Origin of the sequence: Alkalibacillus sp. S2W (assembly GCF_046764385.1) — a bacterium.
In the GTDB taxonomy this organism is placed as follows: Bacteria; Bacillota; Bacilli; order Bacillales; family Alkalibacillaceae; genus Alkalibacillus; species Alkalibacillus almallahensis.
This window is the reverse complement of record NZ_CP177234.1, coordinates 2,080,642-2,098,647: the sequence shown is the minus strand read 5'-3', so window position 1 is coordinate 2,098,647 and position 18,006 is coordinate 2,080,642. Positions and strand designations below refer to the sequence as shown.

At 32.7% G+C, this 18,006-nt stretch carries 14 protein-coding genes and 1 pseudogene; 7 read left to right on the top strand and 8 right to left on the bottom strand.

Annotation, left to right across the window (positions count from 1 at the left end; translation table 11 throughout):
- Positions 1-3: 3 nt before the first annotated feature.
- Both ACKXGF_RS11160 and ACKXGF_RS11155 read right to left on the bottom strand, forming a co-directional pair.
- Complete coding sequence (locus tag ACKXGF_RS11160; protein WP_411953794.1) at positions 4-1,188, bottom strand: restriction endonuclease subunit S; 1,185 nt, start codon at positions 1,186-1,188, stop codon at positions 4-6.
- A 1-nt stretch (position 1,189) separates the two neighbouring features.
- On the bottom strand, positions 1,190-2,668 hold the full coding sequence (locus ACKXGF_RS11155; protein ID WP_411953793.1) for an N-6 DNA methylase: 1,479 nt from the start codon (positions 2,666-2,668) through the stop codon (positions 1,190-1,192).
- 140 nt (positions 2,669-2,808) lie between these two features.
- On the opposite strand from ACKXGF_RS11155, the gene ACKXGF_RS11150 reads away from it, so the two are divergent.
- On the top strand, positions 2,809-5,013 hold the full coding sequence (locus ACKXGF_RS11150; protein WP_411953792.1) for an AAA family ATPase: 2,205 nt from the start codon (positions 2,809-2,811) through the stop codon (positions 5,011-5,013).
- Between the two features lie 169 nt (positions 5,014-5,182).
- Here ACKXGF_RS11150 and ACKXGF_RS11145 read toward each other — a convergent pair whose 3' ends face one another.
- From ACKXGF_RS11145 to ACKXGF_RS11135, 3 genes and pseudogenes are all read right to left on the bottom strand, one after another.
- Positions 5,183-5,854: a hypothetical protein gene (locus ACKXGF_RS11145; protein WP_411953791.1), complete on the bottom strand. Its 672-nt coding sequence runs from the start codon at positions 5,852-5,854 to the stop codon at positions 5,183-5,185.
- Between the two features lie 278 nt (positions 5,855-6,132).
- A complete protein-coding gene (locus ACKXGF_RS11140; protein ID WP_411953790.1) occupies positions 6,133-6,687 on the bottom strand; it encodes a hypothetical protein in 555 nt (184 codons plus the stop codon).
- A 90-nt stretch (positions 6,688-6,777) separates the two neighbouring features.
- Positions 6,778-7,821: pseudogene (locus ACKXGF_RS11135) on the bottom strand (IS1595 family transposase).
- Positions 7,822-8,078: 257 nt separating this feature from the next.
- On the opposite strand from ACKXGF_RS11135, the gene ACKXGF_RS11130 reads away from it, so the two are divergent.
- Both ACKXGF_RS11130 and ACKXGF_RS11125 read left to right on the top strand, forming a co-directional pair.
- On the top strand, positions 8,079-8,513 hold the full coding sequence (locus ACKXGF_RS11130; protein ID WP_411953789.1) for a hypothetical protein: 435 nt from the start codon (positions 8,079-8,081) through the stop codon (positions 8,511-8,513).
- Between the two features lie 187 nt (positions 8,514-8,700).
- Positions 8,701-9,075: a hypothetical protein gene (locus ACKXGF_RS11125; protein ID WP_411953788.1), complete on the top strand. Its 375-nt coding sequence runs from the start codon at positions 8,701-8,703 to the stop codon at positions 9,073-9,075.
- A gap of 19 nt (positions 9,076-9,094) precedes the next feature.
- Here ACKXGF_RS11125 and istB read toward each other — a convergent pair whose 3' ends face one another.
- Both istB and istA read right to left on the bottom strand, forming a co-directional pair.
- Positions 9,095-9,820, bottom strand: coding sequence for an IS21-like element helper ATPase IstB (gene istB, locus ACKXGF_RS11120; protein ID WP_411953787.1), 726 nt, complete (start codon positions 9,818-9,820; stop codon positions 9,095-9,097).
- On the bottom strand, positions 9,817-11,319 hold the full coding sequence (istA, locus tag ACKXGF_RS11115; protein ID WP_411953786.1) for an IS21 family transposase: 1,503 nt from the start codon (positions 11,317-11,319) through the stop codon (positions 9,817-9,819). The genes istB and istA overlap by 4 nt, the downstream gene beginning before the upstream one ends.
- Here istA and ACKXGF_RS11110 point away from each other — a divergent pair.
- Together ACKXGF_RS11110 and ACKXGF_RS11105 are read left to right on the top strand one after the other, a co-directional pair.
- The gene (locus tag ACKXGF_RS11110; protein WP_411953785.1) at positions 11,308-12,075 is read left to right on the top strand and encodes a TIR domain-containing protein; all 768 of its coding nucleotides are present in this window, start codon (positions 11,308-11,310) and stop codon (positions 12,073-12,075) included. The two genes, istA and ACKXGF_RS11110, sit on opposite strands and share 12 nt — an antisense overlap.
- 83 nt (positions 12,076-12,158) lie before the next feature.
- Positions 12,159-13,490 (top strand): TniQ family protein, encoded by a 1,332-nt coding sequence (locus tag ACKXGF_RS11105; protein WP_411953784.1) that lies wholly within the window; start codon positions 12,159-12,161, stop codon positions 13,488-13,490.
- On the opposite strand, the gene ACKXGF_RS11100 is transcribed toward ACKXGF_RS11105, so the two are convergent.
- On the bottom strand, positions 13,477-13,971 hold the full coding sequence (locus tag ACKXGF_RS11100) for a helix-turn-helix domain-containing protein (RefSeq protein WP_411953783.1): 495 nt from the start codon (positions 13,969-13,971) through the stop codon (positions 13,477-13,479). The two genes, ACKXGF_RS11105 and ACKXGF_RS11100, sit on opposite strands and share 14 nt — an antisense overlap.
- A 253-nt stretch (positions 13,972-14,224) precedes the next feature.
- Here ACKXGF_RS11100 and ACKXGF_RS11095 point away from each other — a divergent pair, with 253 nt between their 5' ends.
- Together ACKXGF_RS11095 and ACKXGF_RS11090 are read left to right on the top strand one after the other, a co-directional pair.
- Positions 14,225-16,906, top strand: a complete 2,682-nt coding sequence (locus tag ACKXGF_RS11095; RefSeq protein ID WP_411953782.1) for a TnsA endonuclease N-terminal domain-containing protein — start codon at positions 14,225-14,227, stop codon at positions 16,904-16,906.
- A complete protein-coding gene (locus ACKXGF_RS11090; protein WP_411953781.1) occupies positions 16,896-18,005 on the top strand; it encodes a TniB family NTP-binding protein in 1,110 nt (369 codons plus the stop codon). The genes ACKXGF_RS11095 and ACKXGF_RS11090 overlap by 11 nt, the downstream gene beginning before the upstream one ends.
- Position 18,006: the final 1 nt, after the last annotated feature.

The window sequence follows — 18,006 nt, the reverse complement described above, 5'->3', positions numbered from 1 at the left end:
GAATCATTTTTGAAACAACTCTCCTTTAAATGCCTTTTGCATTAGGGAATTGTATAAAATTTCGTATTCATCAACACTCTCATATAATGAATTCTCTACTTCCTCAATTGCTGTGATTTTCTTTTCAAATTCATTTTGTAATGACAACGGTGGGCATATAGTTGAAAAACCACGCAACTGTTTTCGATTAGTTTTAGGTATGTTGGTTCTAGAGCTACTTTTACTAATATAATTTAGAAATGCGTCAGAACTTAATAGGAATGAAAAGAATGTTCTATTAGTGTGCTCGGTATTAACAAGAATAGGATAGGCATCAGAACTACAAAGCCCAGAAAAAGTAGGTGTAGCAACCTTATTCAAGTAAGGTCTAATTTTGCTGTAGATGATGTGTTGATTTGTAAAATAATATTTTCCACTTTTAATATCGTTGTCACCTATTTTACTAATATTAATTAACTTACCGGTCTTCTTTTCAATATTTTCAATCCCAACATAAGGTGAATTCTCCCATCCTGAAAACTCCTTTACCATCCTGTTATCTATTTGAGCAAAATATTCAAATGGCTTAATTTCAAATTTGTCATTTGTTTCAATTGAACCAAACATTTCATAAAAAATGCTTTGCTTTAAATTGGATAACTCTGTTAATTGTTTATTTCGTAATGATATGATCTTTTTAATTTCATCCAAAGTTAATACAATTTTATTTTGAACTTCGATTTCAGGAACAGGTATATTTAAATTATCAATGTGTTCATTTTTTAAATTGTTTATATTAGAACCATTTATAACATTTTCAATAGTATGTCGATACTGGGGTGATGAGAAAAAGTGACCTACATAATATGGGTGAATATATTCGTTTGGACGGACTACTTTACAGAATGCACCAAAAGTAACATTTTTCATATCTTCATTGATTTGAGCTGATTTACCAACAATTGATTTACTACCACTAGAAGCTGCTACTAAAATATCGCCTTTTCTTAGTATTTTTTTATTTTGAACTAATTCACTATCAACATAGATTAGTTCTGTGAGATCTATTTCACCATTTTGTATATTATTCGCTTTTAAAAGTGGGATGAAACCTTCAGCAGGAGTTTCACTAATGTTACCTTTTTTGTATGAAACACCTCTTATTTGTTCTATATAGTCTGCTAATTTTTTTTCTTTTTTTGAACTCAAATTAAATACTCCTTTTAGAAATATGCTCCTTTAAATAATTAATAGAGTTATTTATATCATTTTCCATTTTCAATAATGAGTCTATAATTACTTCTGGATCATCATATTCTATTTCTTCGTATTTTACCTCTTTATATTTATTTATAGAAAGGTCATATTCATTTTCACGTATTTCATTAATCGGTACAAAAAATGACTGTTCTGTACGTTCTCGTTCAATTTCGCAGTCTAAGTTTTCAAATCTCTTAACAAGGTCTGGTATATCATTTTCATTAATTGGTGCTCGTTTATCATCCAGAGAAAGACCATCAGCTTTCATATCATAAAACCAAACATTATCTGTACCACCTGATTCAGTTTTAGTGAATATCAATATAGCTGTTGAGACACCTGCATATGGTTTGAAAACACCACTCGGCATTTTAATAACAGCTTCTAGTTTATTGTTATCAATGATTTCTTTTCGAACTGCTTTGTGTGCGTTAGAACCATCAAAAAGGATACCGTCTGGTACAATAACTGCTGCACGGCCACCTTTTTTCAACAGTCGTAAAAATAGACTTAAAAACAGTATTTCCGTTTTTCTCGTCTTAGTGATACGCAATAAATCATCCGACACGGAATCATAATCTAGTGAACCTTTGAACGGAGGGTTAGCCAACACCATTGTGTAAGTTTCACTATCTTTGTTTTGTTCGGAAAGGCTATCACGATAGCTAATATTTGGATGATCAACATCGTGCAACATCATATTCATTGCACCGATACGAAGCATTGTATTGTCTATTTCGAATCCGTGGAACATATTCTTGTTGAAATGCTCTCTTAAGTCTTCTGTTAAAAACATATCGTTATGATTTTCTCTTAAATATTCACTTGCTGAAACTAAAAAACCAGCCGAACCAGCTGCAGGATCCACAATAATATCTTCAGGACTTGGTTTCATTAACCTTACCATCATATCGATAATATGACGTGGTGTTCTGAACTGACCGTTTGTACCTGACGTGCTCAGTTTCGATAATAAATACTCATACAAGTCGCCTAAAGTATCTTTTTTGTCATCACTTGTAGTTGTATCTGGTAATGCATTAATTCCTTCAACGACGCGAGATAGAAGAGAAGCTGTGGGAATAATAAACACAGCATCTTTTAAATATTTTGTGTAAGCTGATTCTTCCCCACCAATATTCTTTATAAAAGGAAAGACTTCTTGTGAAACTACTTGATACATTTCTTCTGATCCCATATTTGAAAAGTTTGACCAACGTAATTGTGGTTTACCTTTTGGAAATAAACCTTCCTCTTCAATGCCTAACAATTGATTATCTTTCTCACGTTTTTTTTCTTTGTCATCAAGACCTTTTATGTATAGAAGGTATGTAAATTGTTCAATTACGGTTAATGGATTGGTTATACCGCCTGTCCAAAATGTCTCCCATATTTTATCTACTTTATTTTTCATATCGCCTGTGATCATTTAAACACCTCATTATTTATACTTCACTCATATTATACAATACAAAACTATACTACTAAATACTCACATACTATTTATTGTAAATAGTTATGATGTTAACATAAAGGTAAAAGGAAATAAATTCTAATTGAGGTGATGTTTTGATAAAAAATATTTCTATGAAAAATGTTGCATCTTATGATGATACTGGAGTAAAAATTGAAGACTTAAACAAAGTTAATTTTTTTTATGGTAATAATGGCTCTGGTAAAACGTCTATTTCTGAATTCCTGAGAAACAGCCATAATTTCCAGGATTGCTCAATTGAGTGGAGCGAAAATGAATACTCTATGCAGGTGTATAACAAACACTTTGTAGAAGAATACTTTGGTATTAACGACTCTTTAAAAGGTATATATACTTTTGGAAAAGAACAGAATGAGCTATTTGATAGAAGAGACGAACTTATACAAGATATTGATAAATACGAAGATAAATTGGGTAAATTGGAAACCCAAATTCAAGGAAGAAACCAAGAATTAAGTTCCCATTGGAATACGTTTAGAGAAAATATTTGGAACAAGAAAAATAAATATGAACCTTTGTTTCAATCAGTATTCGAGGGGTTTAGAAGTAGCAAGGATAAGTTTGCCCAAATGTGTATCGATGAAGTTGACCTTGAATCAGAATTATTAGACTACGATAAGATTCAGGAACAAGAAGAATTATTATTCAATATAAAAGATCAGTCACCAAAAAATTACATACCAACTATTGAATATAATAGTGATTATGAGAAGAAAGAAATTTTTGAAGAACCTATAATTGGTAAACAAGATGTAAATATATCGAAACTTATTCAGAAACTTAATAATAGCGACTGGGTAAAACAAGGAATGAATTATATTGTTGATGCAGAAGGCACGTGTCCATTTTGCCAACAGGAACTATATAGTGACTTCGAAGAACAACTCTTAGAGTATTTTAATGAGGAATACACAGAAAAAATTAATATACTTAATGAAGCTGTGGAAAAGTATAATGATGAAATAAACTCTGTTATTCAATCTATTCAAAAATTAGTCGATGAGAGTAGCAAATCAATTGGGTTCAAAATAGATAGTACTTTAGTTAATAATAAATTAGAGATTATCAATTCAATTCTCAACGAAAATAATCAGTTAATGAACACTAAAAAAAGTGAACCAAGTCGTAAAATAAAGCCTCAGAGTATAAAAAATGTAATTAATGACATCAATGAAGAGATAACCAGAGTAAATCAAGAAATTAAAGAATTTAATGAAAAGATGGCTAACCTTGAAGAAGAACAAGGAATTCTCAAAAAGAGAATGTGGCGTTATTTCTGTGAAGAATTAAAGCTTCATTTAACTACTTATAAAGAAAGCATAGAACCTGTTGAAAATGCACTAGATGGTTTGAGAGGCTCGTTCGAACAAACCCGAGGGTATATTGAGGAGTTTAGAACAGAGCTTTCTGATCTAGAATCACGGATAACAAGTGTTCATAATACTGTTACGGAGATTAATAGTACTCTTAAATCATTTGGGTTTACTAATTTTGAACTCACAACTTCTGATACAGAAACAGGAACATACAAAATTATTAGAGAAGATGGTTCAGAAGCAAAGGATACCTTAAGTGAGGGTGAAAAAACATTTATCACTTTTCTATATTTCTATAATCTCATTAAGGGGTCCCATAATGAGGATGACCTAAATACTAAAAAAATCATAGTAATTGACGATCCCATTTCTAGCTTGGATAGTAATGTACTTTTTGTTGTAAGTTCATTAATTCGGAATTTAATCAATGATATAAACGATCAACATTCAAGAGTCGCCCAACTTATTGTATTAACTCATAATGTATATTTTCATAAAGAAATCACATTCAATAGAAACGGTGAAAATAGTCATAATAAAAAGTATTGGATTATACGTAAAGATGATAATAACAACTCATCTATTACGCATTATGATAAAAACCCAATTAAATCATCTTATGAATTGTTATGGAATGAACTTAGTTTATTAAACGATCAAAACTTAATAACGATGCAAAACGTTATGAGACGGATCTTAGAAAATTATTTTAAGTATTTTGGAAGTATAAGTTATGACCATATTCTTGATAAATTTGAAGATGAGGAAAAAATTATCTGTCAGAGCTTGATATCTTGGATCAATGACGGGTCTCATAGTATTAATGAGGATTTATTTATAGAGCTACCGGATAACCTGACTGACAAGTATAAAAAAGTATTTAAATCTATATTTGAATATATGGGGCAAGCTCAACATTATAAAATGATGATGGGGGAAGATGAGTATCAAATAACAAGATAGAAAATTTTCGCCTTTAATCTAAAATAAAGTAGTACAAACCCAATGATAAAACTTTTAAAGTGGTTTATATAAAAAAGTAAGCCAAGAGGGTCCGTTTACTATAAATACTACGGATCCTCTTTTTTAGTAATTTTCTTAAAAGTTACTGTTAAGTTTTATTTCTGCTATTTCAGCTTTTGAGTTCTGTTTCTTTAAACAAGCTCCAGGTTTTATCCATAAACATTTTTATATTGCCATTGTGCGGTATTCCGTAAGGTTCAACTAAGTAACGGTATTTCTCCATATCTTCATTCTTAAGTAAGTTAACTAAAAACCAATATCTAATTTCTTGATTTTTACAATATCTAAATTCTGGATGATTTATAACAATATTTCTCAATTTGTTTTCGTCATCTTGTCTTTGACTTTTAATTTCATTAAATTTACCATCAATCATTTCAATTGTATCATCTGCTGTTCTTATACTTTGCTTTTCAAGCCACGGTTCAATTAAATGAACCCCTATAAAAATGCCATTTTCAAGTACAAATAAAGTTAAGCTTTTAGGTGAATCAAAATCAAAAGATTCTATGTATTGATTATGCAATTGAACTTCATTTTTAAACTCCTTTGAATACTCGTTATACCACTCAAATGGAATTTTATAATCTTCAATATTATAGTATGTATAATAATAGTACACGCTTTTAAAAGAAGCTTCATTAGCATAATTAATAAATCCTTCAATGCCATCAAAATCTAAATATACTTGGTTAGACATCTTTATATCACTTACTTTTATAGGAGCTAAGTTATTATTTATTATCCTTTTTACTAGTTCCTCGTTCTTTATAATAGTCATAGATATCCTCCTCTTGTGTAATGGAATTTTATATTATTTAAGAGTAATTCAGATGATCTCTTAGTTAGTATACCTAAAAATTTTTATCTTCTAATATTACTGGTGATAATAATCTCGCTATTAGATTATAGAAGCTTAATTAAAAGGCTCTGTTAAAGTTTAGTGTTGATATCTTCAGAAAGAAACGGAACTTCCAAATTAAAGGAAGTTCCGTTGGTTTTATTGTCTTGTTCAACTAATGCCTCCAGTTTGTTCAATAACAAATTATTATTTATCAATTATTTGATTAGTATTTCAATTTCATCTTCGTGTTCTTTTAACAACGCATCAACTTTTTGTTGTATTTCTTCACTCATTTCTTCAGTTTCTTCTTCTGTTTCAGGATTGCCATCAAAATGTTCTTTAAAGAATTCATTTGAATAGGCACTTCTCTTAGCACTTCTCTCTATAAACTCCTTATGAAACTCTTTTGGCTTCATATCAAATCTTTCAGCCTGAGCCTCTGCAAACTCTCTAATTTCATTTGCTTTATCAGTATCAACATTTTCAGAAGGATACTGACCAAAGGACTCAATTGACTCTTCGACTTCATCTGATACATCGATTCCCATTTCCTTAGCTTCTTGAATAACAACAGTTTCCCTAACCATTGATTCAACAGCTTCAGGTAAATCTTCATCTTCCACTTCAACAAAAAAGCGAATGTCCCCAACTGTTATTTCTTCTCCCCTTACAATAGCGGCTACTTCGTCATTGTCATATGTAGCTGAGCCTGAACATCCCACTATAAAACTTAAGCTTATCAAAATAATACTACTAATTAATTTGTTCATTGGTTCACCCCTAAGTCTGTATAAGTACCAATTATATGATAAAAGGCTTCTTAAACAATCCTGCCAAGTTAGTTGAATAAAATTATTACTTTATTCAGTGAATTCAGATAATCTAATTGTATCATAAGTTTCAATATTTGGGATTAAATTCCCAGAAATGATAAAGTCATTAATTGTAACTTCATTTCGTAAATGCTTAATACTTTCTAAGGTTTGGAACCACGCTAAGTAATTATCCAAATACTTCGTTGCCACGCCATTGAAACGCTGTATCCAACCTTTTAGTCGTCGATGGTAGTTATTAACGTTCTGAATGTGATACAGCCCTTTGGTTCGAACTTTCCCATCTGGTTTGAATTGATAAATGTCCATACCTTTTTCAGTTGCATACGTTTTAAAGGCACTCCAAGAATCGGTACACAGAGTATTATCTTTAGATATCTTATGTCCGATAGCATTGTTTAATTGTTCTTTTGTTAATCTACCCATTCCTAATGTACGTGAATAAGTTAATTTGTCACGGTCTCTGGCAACTAACACACAAACTTGTTCATTGCTTACACCACGTTTCTTTGCGGAACCACCACGCTTACGTGATTTCCGTCCTTTGATATTCTTTCTAACTGTTTCAGAGTACAAGAAATAGGTCTCATCCATTTCGATGATACCTTGAGACGTTGATACTTCTATTTGTTTGAGAGACGTAAATAACTTATGTCTCCAGTAGAATAAAGTGATGTACGTAACATCCTTAATCAGTGATGCTGATTTTCTCAAAGAGTAGCCTTCAATCATACATTCTATGAACTTCATCCATTTATCTAAATGGCGAGTGCGGTATAGAATGGTGTTAGTAAGGGTAGCGAATGTCTTTTGACAAGATTTACAACAAAAACGCTGCTTTGTCATTCCATCTCCCTCAACAAACGTCTTATACTTACCAAAACGAACGACGTGTTCTGATTCACAGTCGGGGCATTAATACCCTTCTTTGTTTATGCATTCTACAAACTCCTCAAGGAAATCATCAGTCATTGAAGAAGCAGTAAGAGCATTGATTAAATATTCTTTTAACCGATGTTTCTCTGCGGAATTAAGTTATTGAATATCATTTACAATATCAACGGCTCTCACTGTTACTACCTCAATTTATTTGACTCATTCAAAGAACAATTGCTCTAATTAATCAAATATCAACAAAAAGCTTTAACTGAGCCGATGACAAAAACTTAAGTCAATAAACCATTAAGCTTTACTGAGTTACTGTAATATTATTGGCGGCGTTTGAGCTATTATTTATATAAAATAGTAGTCTAAAGTGTGTAACTAGTTATGGGATATAGGATATTTAATCTGTTTATAGTAAAATTAGTTGAAAAGGAGGGGGTTATGTGCAAATACTACAGGCAATATTACCTTTGATAGGTGTTGTTATAGGTGGGTTTGTTTCTTATCTAGCCCAGTCTGCTCATCAAAAAAGGTTAGAGAAAAGTAAGGACAGAAGACAAAAGATAATTGCATACAATGAGATTCTAAAGATTGAGGGTGAGAGTAGTCCCTTAGAGTCTCCCGTACATATGGGAGAAAATAAAGAATTTGACTGGAAAAAATATGAGGAAGGAAATAGAAAGGTCCTATATGAAAATCTTCATTTATTTGATTTTAGCATCGTTGATAAAGTGTTAGAAATTGATTATATGGGGGAGAAGGCAGAAGCACTGGGGCTTGAACAGCAGGAAATAGATATGTTATATGATCTCTATTTCGAAATTATTAAACGGGTTGAGAATGATTACTCCAAAGAAAGAGGGAAATATAATGAGTGATAGGGGTTTATTTATATAAGTATAAAAATTGCTTTGAGAATAGTTATTAAAAGGTGAATATTATTACTGTGTTATAAACCGATGTATGCTCTTTGTATAAAAATAATTAGATCATAGGAAAGATTTCTCTTAATTGTGTATTAGTAAATTTAATTTAAATTATTGATGTGATGGGAGTAGAACTAGAATGGAAGCAAAAAAGTTAGTGCAAGAAACACTCGATGACCTTGATACTGAAAGAATACCTGTATCGTTGGCAGTTCAAAAGTGCACTAGAGTTGCACGCTTAATAAATGATTATAAAGGTTTTGTTAGGTTGAGGTTAGAAACCGTCTTTCACTCGAATACTGAAGAACTCAGGAAACTAAAAATTGATTTTTTGAGTAACAGTACTCTAAAAGAACCACAACAAGAATGGAAGCAAATCATTGAGGATTATATTAGTAATAGAAAAGCACATTACCTCGACCAAAGTAAAGAAGAGCAACTAATAGGTGCCTCGGTTGCAGATATTGTATTTTGCAAGAGAAAAATACATAGTTTTGCAATCAAAAATACATAAGATTGCCAGCCCTTTTTCGCTATTCTTGATTAGATAGTGCGTGCTTCACTCTAAAGCTATCTCCAGTGAAGTTTAGTACATGCGCATGGTGGATCACGCGATCCACTAAGGCAGCTGTTAAACGTGAATCTGAAAATATCCGGTTCCATTGACTAAATTCTAAATTGGACGTGATCATTAAGCTTTTTTGTTCATACCACTCAGAGATGAGTTGAAATAACAGCTCTGCTCCTTCTTTTCCGAATGGAATGTATCCCATTTCATCTAATACGATTAAATCAACCGTTTTAAACTTGTTCCTAAAGTTTCGTAATTTTCCGTCTTGCCACGCTCTATCTAATTGATCAACGAGATCTGAAACACGGAAGAATCGGACCTCAAAACCATTTCGACAAGCCTCCCGGCCTAACGCTGTTGCTAGATGGGTTTTACCTGTTCCTGGTGCTCCTGTTAAGATGACATTTTCGACGCGTTTGATAAAACTGAGGGAAATCAGTTCATCTTTATCTAATTGTTGAGGAAAATGGATATGGCTTCCCCAATGATAATCATCCAGTTCTTTAACATGTAAGAACTTCGCCTTCTTCATTAAGCGGTCCGCTCTGGCTTCCTCCCTTAAAGCGAATTCCTTTTCAAATAGCTCTTTTAAAAATTGCTCTTTTGTTTCAAATGGTATTGATTCATAAACGTCTGCTACATACGCTAATCTTAGTGACTTGCACATGGCTTTAATATCCCGCGTCATGTTGACTCACCCCTTGGAATGTTTTGATCATAAAGGCTCCAGTCAACATCATATGGATGGTCGTCGTGTTCAGGTTGTAGATCGTTATCTATTAAGTCATAAAATTGATCATTAATTTGTTCCATATCATGTTGGGCCAATTGATGAATCAACCAACGCAGCCTTTCTTTTCTTAAACGATGATCCTCAATCCGGATATATTCAAATATTCGAACCGGCAAGTATGGTTGGTAACGTGAATACTCTATGGCTCTTGGCTTATCCAGCCAAGAGGATAGAATACCTTGCCAAGGAATTTGTCTTCTTTTATGCATATACGGTCTAACATCTTTCATAAGGATCTCTCCGTTAGGAGATGTGACTTTAAATTGATCCCAATAAAGCACTAATCGAACTTGTCCAAAATTATAGCTCTTAGGTACATGTACTTTGACTTGGTCGACCACAATTTCCCCATATTTATTAGCTTTCACCCATTTTTCTTTAAATATCGGATAATCTTGATCAGGAAGATGAAGCATGTGTTGATGTTCATCTTGATAAAGGTCTTCAATTGTTTGTTGTTTTACATAATGTTGGCGTTGGCGATCTTGTGTCAGTTGGTCCTCCAACCAGTCTGTGAGTTGTTCATATGACGTCATGACAGGTGCAGGTGTTGTGAAATTATATCGAATATAACCAACTTTATTTTCGACATGACCTTTTTCATGGCCACTATAGGGATTACAAGCTTGAATCTCACAACCATAATATGCTGAAAATTGATGGAGTTCATGGGTGAATTCAACTTCCTGATGGCGTCCCCTAGGTTTAATAACAGCTGCTTTTAAATTATCAATTCTTAGCACTCTAGGAACGGCTCCCATTTGTTTAAAAATAGTTTCTAGCCCTTTTAAGAAACATTCTTGGTTTTCACTTGGTAACGGAACACAAAAAGTTGCGTTGCTATAAGGTAAACTAAGGGACAAACCATGAACATCGACATATTGACCATCTTTAACAGCTTCTAACAAGCCAAAATCAACTTGCGCTTCACCTGGAGGATGTTGTAACCTTTCGTACCCCTTATCCTTCGTGGAATCATCGTTGATCTTTCCTTCACGCCAGTCTTTAATAAAATGGCAAACGGTACGATATGAGCCTTCAAAGCCAATGGCTTGTAATTGTGCAAAAATAGCTTTATTCGTACGACGCTTTTTGTAAGGTAGTTTATAATCTTCTATAAGCCAATCCGATACGATCTCACCCCATCCTTCTTCATGCATCATGCCTTGTTTGGGTTGCACGTTTTCTTGAGGCACCCAATCCTTATCGGCGTACTTTTTAGCTGTACGCCAATTAATACCAAGCATTTCAGCGATTGAATTGACGGATTTTGATTTTTGATTTCGTAAAACTTTGATACAATTAATTTCAGACATTGCCAGCATTCCTTTCAACCTCCACTGTTTAATTGATTCGACACCAATAACAGTAGTGGTATTTGATTGGGCTGGCAAGTCTTTTTTTTTGATTGCAGTGTTGTGTACTTTTTAGTTGCAAACTTCTGTACTTTTATTTTGCATTACACAGATATTGAGAAAATAATCCAAGAGACTAGAGAAGCAAAAGAAAATAATATGATACCAGAAGGTCTCCATAGTTTGGATCTATACCACGAAAAACAAAAAAAAGATAATTGGGACTTAAAGTACGAAGAAATTATTAGAAGTTATCAGAGTGTCCTAGATTCTATTAGAACGCTAACTTATTCGTACCTTGTTGATGTTGAGGTGAGTTTGATGAACGAAAGCAATCAGGGAGTCTCTCAAAGTACGATTAAGACAAAAAATGTTTTTATTATACACGGGCACGATGAGGGTAAAGCAAGAGAGTTGGAATCAATACTAAGTAAAGACTTTAAGCTTACACCATATATATTAAATGATTTGCCGGATAAAGGTGCGGTCTCGCTTATTAATAAGTTTGAGCATTATGCTAATGACTGTTCATATGCCTTTGCGATTTTCACGCCAGATGATGTTGTAGAAAATAATGGAAAAAGCTATTTACAAGCTAGGCCTAATGTAGTTTTCGAGCTAGGCTGGTTTTCTGCAAAGTTAGGCAGAAATAACGTTTGTATTTTATTGAAAGATGGCGAAAATACGGAGGTGTTTTCTGATTTCCAAGGTGTAATGCAGAAAAGGTTTTATAGTAATGTACGAGAAAAATATCGTGAAATAAAGCTCGATTTAGAAGACGCAGGATTGATTTAAAAAATAGTATAGATATTGACAAAAAAGACTGATAAAAGTTCGGCACGAACTTTTATCAGTCTTTTTTTATAAAAATCAAATAAATGGAAATGATTAAAAAAGGATATCAAATAGGATGTGGTGTTTTGATTTCAAGCAGAAGCAAATTATATAATCTTAAACCTATCAACAGTGATGGTGCTTATGTTGAGTCCTTGTCTAGTTACATTTCAAGATTGGCTCAGAAACATAACATATTGGTAGGAGATATAGTTAATGATGTTGTTACACCTCTTCTTAATAAGAAGTACTTAGAAGACATTATAAGTAATGGTGGGGATGGTTTTTTTAAATCGTCTAATGCTATTAATGGAACTGGTGTGATGGCAGAAGATTTTGTTAAAGTGATTGAACTGTTAACACAACGTAGGGATCTGTTTAAATCTACTCTCTTGAAGCTTGAAGGTGAAATCTCTATAAAAGGGTTGCTCAGAAAGAATAAAGCTTGGTGTCCTTTGTGTATAGAGAAGCAGTTTAAAAATGGCATAGATATTTATGAACCTTTAATTTGGAGTATTAGTGAATACAAGGTGTGCACTACACATCATACTCCTCTAGTCGATCACTGCTCAAATTGTAATAAGAAAATGTATCATTTAAATAGAAAATCAATCAACGGTTTTTGTTCTCGCTGTTCAACCAATCTTGGTGAGGAGTCAATTAGTGAGAATGCATCAGAAAGTGATCTTAATCATTCCGAACAAATAGAAACCTTAGTTAATTGGCTAGTTAAATTTAAGGACGTTGACTTAGAAGATATGTTTATAAACAAATCAATACAGCAGATGACTGACTCATTGTTTGATCAAAAGGTGGGTAGAGCGGCTAAACATTTTACAATTCCTGAATCGACTTATCGTGATTGGTATAAGGAGAGGAGAGTTCCTAACCTTAGTTCTTTATTAAAAATATGCGATTCTTTAAATATTGATATTGAATCGTTACTTAATAAAGAGGTTGAAATGAAAAGAACCTTGATTATGAATGAGAAGAAATCACAAGAATCTCATTCTCTTAAAATTAATTCAACCTCTGTTGAAGTTTTATTAGAGAATGTAGTTGCTAATCAAATACCTTTAAGCTTAACAGAAGTAGCAGGTATTATAGGTCGTGATAGAACAAGTCTTACTAAGTCTTTCCCTGAACTAACCGAAAAGATAAAGGCTCAAAAGAAAGAAAACATTAGTGATCAGAAATTAAAACGGCAACGTGATTTGGAACAACAACTAGTAAGAGTAATTGGTTTCTTAGTCAAATGTGATATTTATCCATCTATTCCTGCTGTGGAAGAAATCATTGGTGAGAACACCTTACGCGAGAGAAAGGTTAAAGATTTTTATACTAAGTTAGTGAGTGAAGATATTACGTATTACTAACGTATTTTTTATAGATAAAATCTTCTTCTATGCCTTTCTCATTGATATAAGCAATTCGCCCGTTGTGACAACTATCACATAAGGCGACAGCATTTTGGACGTCGATTTTCCCTCCTTCTTCTAAAGGGATTATGAGACTTGAGACAATCTCTGTATTTGGTGCAGTTCGACCACATATTTGACAAGTTCTATTGTATTTTGTCAGTACTTCATAGCTAACTTCGTTATTCAGTTCTTCCATTATGTCAGGACTAGAATGAATAGTGTATTTATAAAACTCATTGACATCAACATTCAAAGCTTGAGCTAATTTGAGTAAAGACGTTTTAGTTGGATGTACTCGGTTTTTTTCTAATTTTGAAATTTGAGAATAGGAAACCCCTGAAAGATTAGAGAGTTCTCTAAGTGTCAGTTTACTTTGGTACCGCAATTCTTTTAGTAAAGGCCCTAATTTATTAAACTTTGCTAAATTATTCTTCATAACTTCACCTATTATTTTAATATTTTTAACTTTAACTTTAATTATAAAAAATAATTTTTTATATTTAAAGTTAAACTATATAAAAATATTAAAAATAAAAAAGCACAAAAAATATGGAAATTTAAGTAAAATTTATGGTTGCAATTAACTGAATTAGAATATAGCATAGAAAATAGATATTTTTTCATACAATTGTGTATTTAATAATACACGATTGAAAATTGAGGGTGTGAACTGAAAGGAGATCTGTGTGATGATTCAGGACTTTGACAATTGGGCTTATAAAAAAGGTATAGATAAGGAAGTTGTACAGTATATAAACACGAATATACGATCTGTTGAGCCGGCACGACGAGTACAAGCGGGGGTTAAAAATGTCTCTGGTACATATCCGAGTCAGAAAATGGGGGTTAGCATTCAGTATGAAAGTTATAAGGTAGAATTACCTGCCATCATTGAGAAAGAATATGACGACAAAGTTTATGAGTACTATGATCAACCAAATGAAATGATGGTCCCTTATACTGATAAAAGAGGTCGTCTATCAAAGCGTAAATACACTCCGGATTTCTTTGTTATCTCAGATGAATTTATTGGATGGGAAGAATGGAAAACTGAACAAGAGCTTTATAAAATCGTTGAAAAGAATCCTAATCTTTATAAAAAGGACACAGACGGAAAATGGCACTTCATCCCTGGTGAAACCTTTGCACAAGAAAAAGGATTAGCTTTTAGAGTTAGAACTGATCAAGAAATAAATATGACTTTTCAAAACAATATGCTATTTTTAGAAGACTATTTCAGGTATCCCAATATGATATGGGAAGAATTAGAACTTGCAATAAAAACAATAGTCAGAGCGAAACCAGGAATTAGTGTATTGGAATTGTTAGAGTTCGAGGACCAGAAGTTTAGTTCAGACGATATCTATCAACTTATAGTAAGTGGTGAATTGGTATTTGATTTATATAATGATGACATCACAACCGCACATAGAGCTTATCTGTTTGCTGATAAAATATCCTGGTTAGCTAATAAGAAGATGCAAAAATCTCATAATGTCGATGAAAGATTAGAAGTGGAACATCTTGATCTGTCTGAAGGTAAAGAAATTCGTTGGGACAATGATTATTATAAGATCAAATTAATTAATGATGGATATGTTTATTTAGAAAGGATTAAAGATGAAGAAATCATTGATTGGCCAATACAAAAGTTTTATCACCTTATTGAGCAAGGCAATATAAGAGGCGTCAAGAATTCATCAGACAAAAACAACAGCGTAATAAAAGACATTCTTAATTCAACTGATGAACGAGATCTCTTAGAAGCAAATAAAAGAAACGAAGTACTTAATAATTATTTAGAGGAAGGTTTCACACCAGATGAAATAGGTGTTACAAAAAGGACAATTTATCGCTGGAAAGAGAAATATGACCAAGCGGTTGAAAATTACGGTAATGGTTTTATAGGATTAATTCCAAGTAAAAGCAGCAGAGGGAATCACACTGTTAAGATACCCCAAAACACCTTGGAATTCTTACAAGAGACAATAGAAAATGAATATAAGTCCATTAAACAGAAAAGTGTAAAGGCTGTTTATGACTCTTTCATAAAAGGATGCAAAGAAAAAGGATTAGAAGAAGTTAGCTATAAAACCTTTTGTTCTTATGTTAATAAGCAATCCCAATACGAAACCACATTAAAGCGAAAAGGACCTAAAGCTGCTTATAAAGATGAGTCTTTTTATTGGAATTTAGATCAAAAGTCAACGTCTAATCACGGTTCCAGACCTTTTGAAATTGTTCATATTGATCACACACAGTTGGATGTTGAATTGGTATGTTCACAAACTGGAGCGAATTTAGGCAGACCGTGGATTACAGTAGCTATGGATGCCTTTTCAAGAAGAGTATTAGCTTATTATACTTCTTTTGATTCTCCAAGTTATTCATCTTGTATGATGACCCTGAGGGTAATGGTGAAACAATATAAAAGGTTGCCATCAACTATTGTAGTTGACGGTGGTAAGGAGTTCCATAGCATAAGTTTTGAAACACTACTAAATGTTAATGGTGTGGTAAAACGAACTAGGCCAGCAGCTAAATCGAGGTTTGGGAATATTGTTGAAAGATTATTTGGAGTAACAAACACAGACTTTTTACACTATCTTAAAGGAAACACCCAAATCACAAAAGATGTAAGACAAGTCACGAAATCGTTTAATCCCAAAAATAATGCTGTTCTGACATTATCCAGCTTGAATGAGATTCTCGATGACTATTTCTATAATGTATATGATAAAAAAGTTCATTCATTATTAGGTGTATCCCCTGATGAGCAGTTTAATAAATATAACAAATTGACGGGTTTTCGCCCCCAAGTTCATATCACTGATTTTGACCAATTTGAGATATTGAGTATGCCATATACGCCGAGAAAAAAAGGAAAGGTACATCCTAATAAGGGAGTTAAAATTAATGGTGTTTACTATTGGAATGAGGATTTTCGAATCCCTACAATTCAAGGATTAATTGTGCCGTTAAAATATAACCCAATGAATATTGGTGAAGCGTATGCTTATGTTAATAAACGTTGGATTAAATTATTATCTGGACATTACTCTACTTTCAAGGATCGTTCCAAAAAAGAAATTGATTTAATAACTAAAGAATTACGTAAAAGACAACAAAATGTGGAGAGAAACAAGAAATTGACGACTATGGAATTAGTGGATTTTATTAAGCGAACTGAGGAGATTGAACAAATTGATTCAGTTAACTTACAGAGGTTAAGAGATAGAGAACTAAGAAATTCTTTAGAAGTTATCGAAGGTGGCAAAGGGACTGTTCAAAGTAATGATGAGCCGATAAGTTTAGGGGAAGTTAATAATGATTTTGATATTAAGGAAGTTGAGGTTTACGATGACTTTTAAACATTTCCCTCAAGATTTATTAAATAGCCCTATAGAGGACAAGGTAGAATACTTTGAACAAGATGTATCAGTTAGTCACCCTAATTTAACTGACGCTTATACGAATTTAGAAAAACTAGTGAAAGCAAACTCAAATAAGGGGTCTCTCATTTTGTTGATGGGGCCTCCAGGCGTAGGTAAAACACATCTAATAAGTAAATTTTATGAGGATTACATTCATAAAAATGAAGAAGCAATGTCCGAGGACCCGGGCTTGATACCTATTATAAAAGTGAATGCTCCAAGTCCAGAGACGGGGAAATTTGATTGGAAAGCTTTATATAGAAGGCTTCTAAAAGCTGGGGAAGAACCTTTGATTAATTCAAAAGTTAAGCAAGAATATGACCCTGAAACAAAGAAGTTAATCCAAAGAAAAAGAGGGTCCGTTTCAAATTACAAAGAAAGTTTAATCAATGTCATTAAATATAGAAAAGTAAAATTAATTATAATAGATGAAACTCAACATTTGGGGAAAGTGAAAAGTGCTGAACAACACGCAAACCAACTCGACGTATTAAAAGATATAGTTAATGAAAGTGAAGTAACAATAGTTATGGTTGGAAATTATAATCTGAGAAGTTTTACTTCTGCTTCTGCACAATTATCAAGGCGTATTAAAGAGATAGTTATTTATCGGTACCGTGAAAATCCTACTGATTATCAAAAATTCGCGAACACATTAAATTCATTTCTAAAACGTATGCCCATAGAGAATGGATTAGAATTTAGTGAGGAAGTAGTAATGTTCTTTTATGAGAGATGCGGTGGGCTAATCGGAATATTAAAGGATTTGTTAGATAGTGGCTACTCTTCCTACCTACAAAGAGGAAGTAAAAAGGATATAGCTTTAAAAGATTTTGAAGAATTCGTAATGAAACCGGAAGCATTAAAAATGTTGTTAAGTGAAATAAGACAAGATGAACATCAATTATTGAATGACAATAAATCAAAGTATAGCAATTTATATTCCTTTGAACATCAAGACAAAGGGAGTAAGAAGAAAGGGAATAAGAAACCTGGGCAGCGTAATCCAGTGAGAGATAATGTAGATGGAGTGTAAA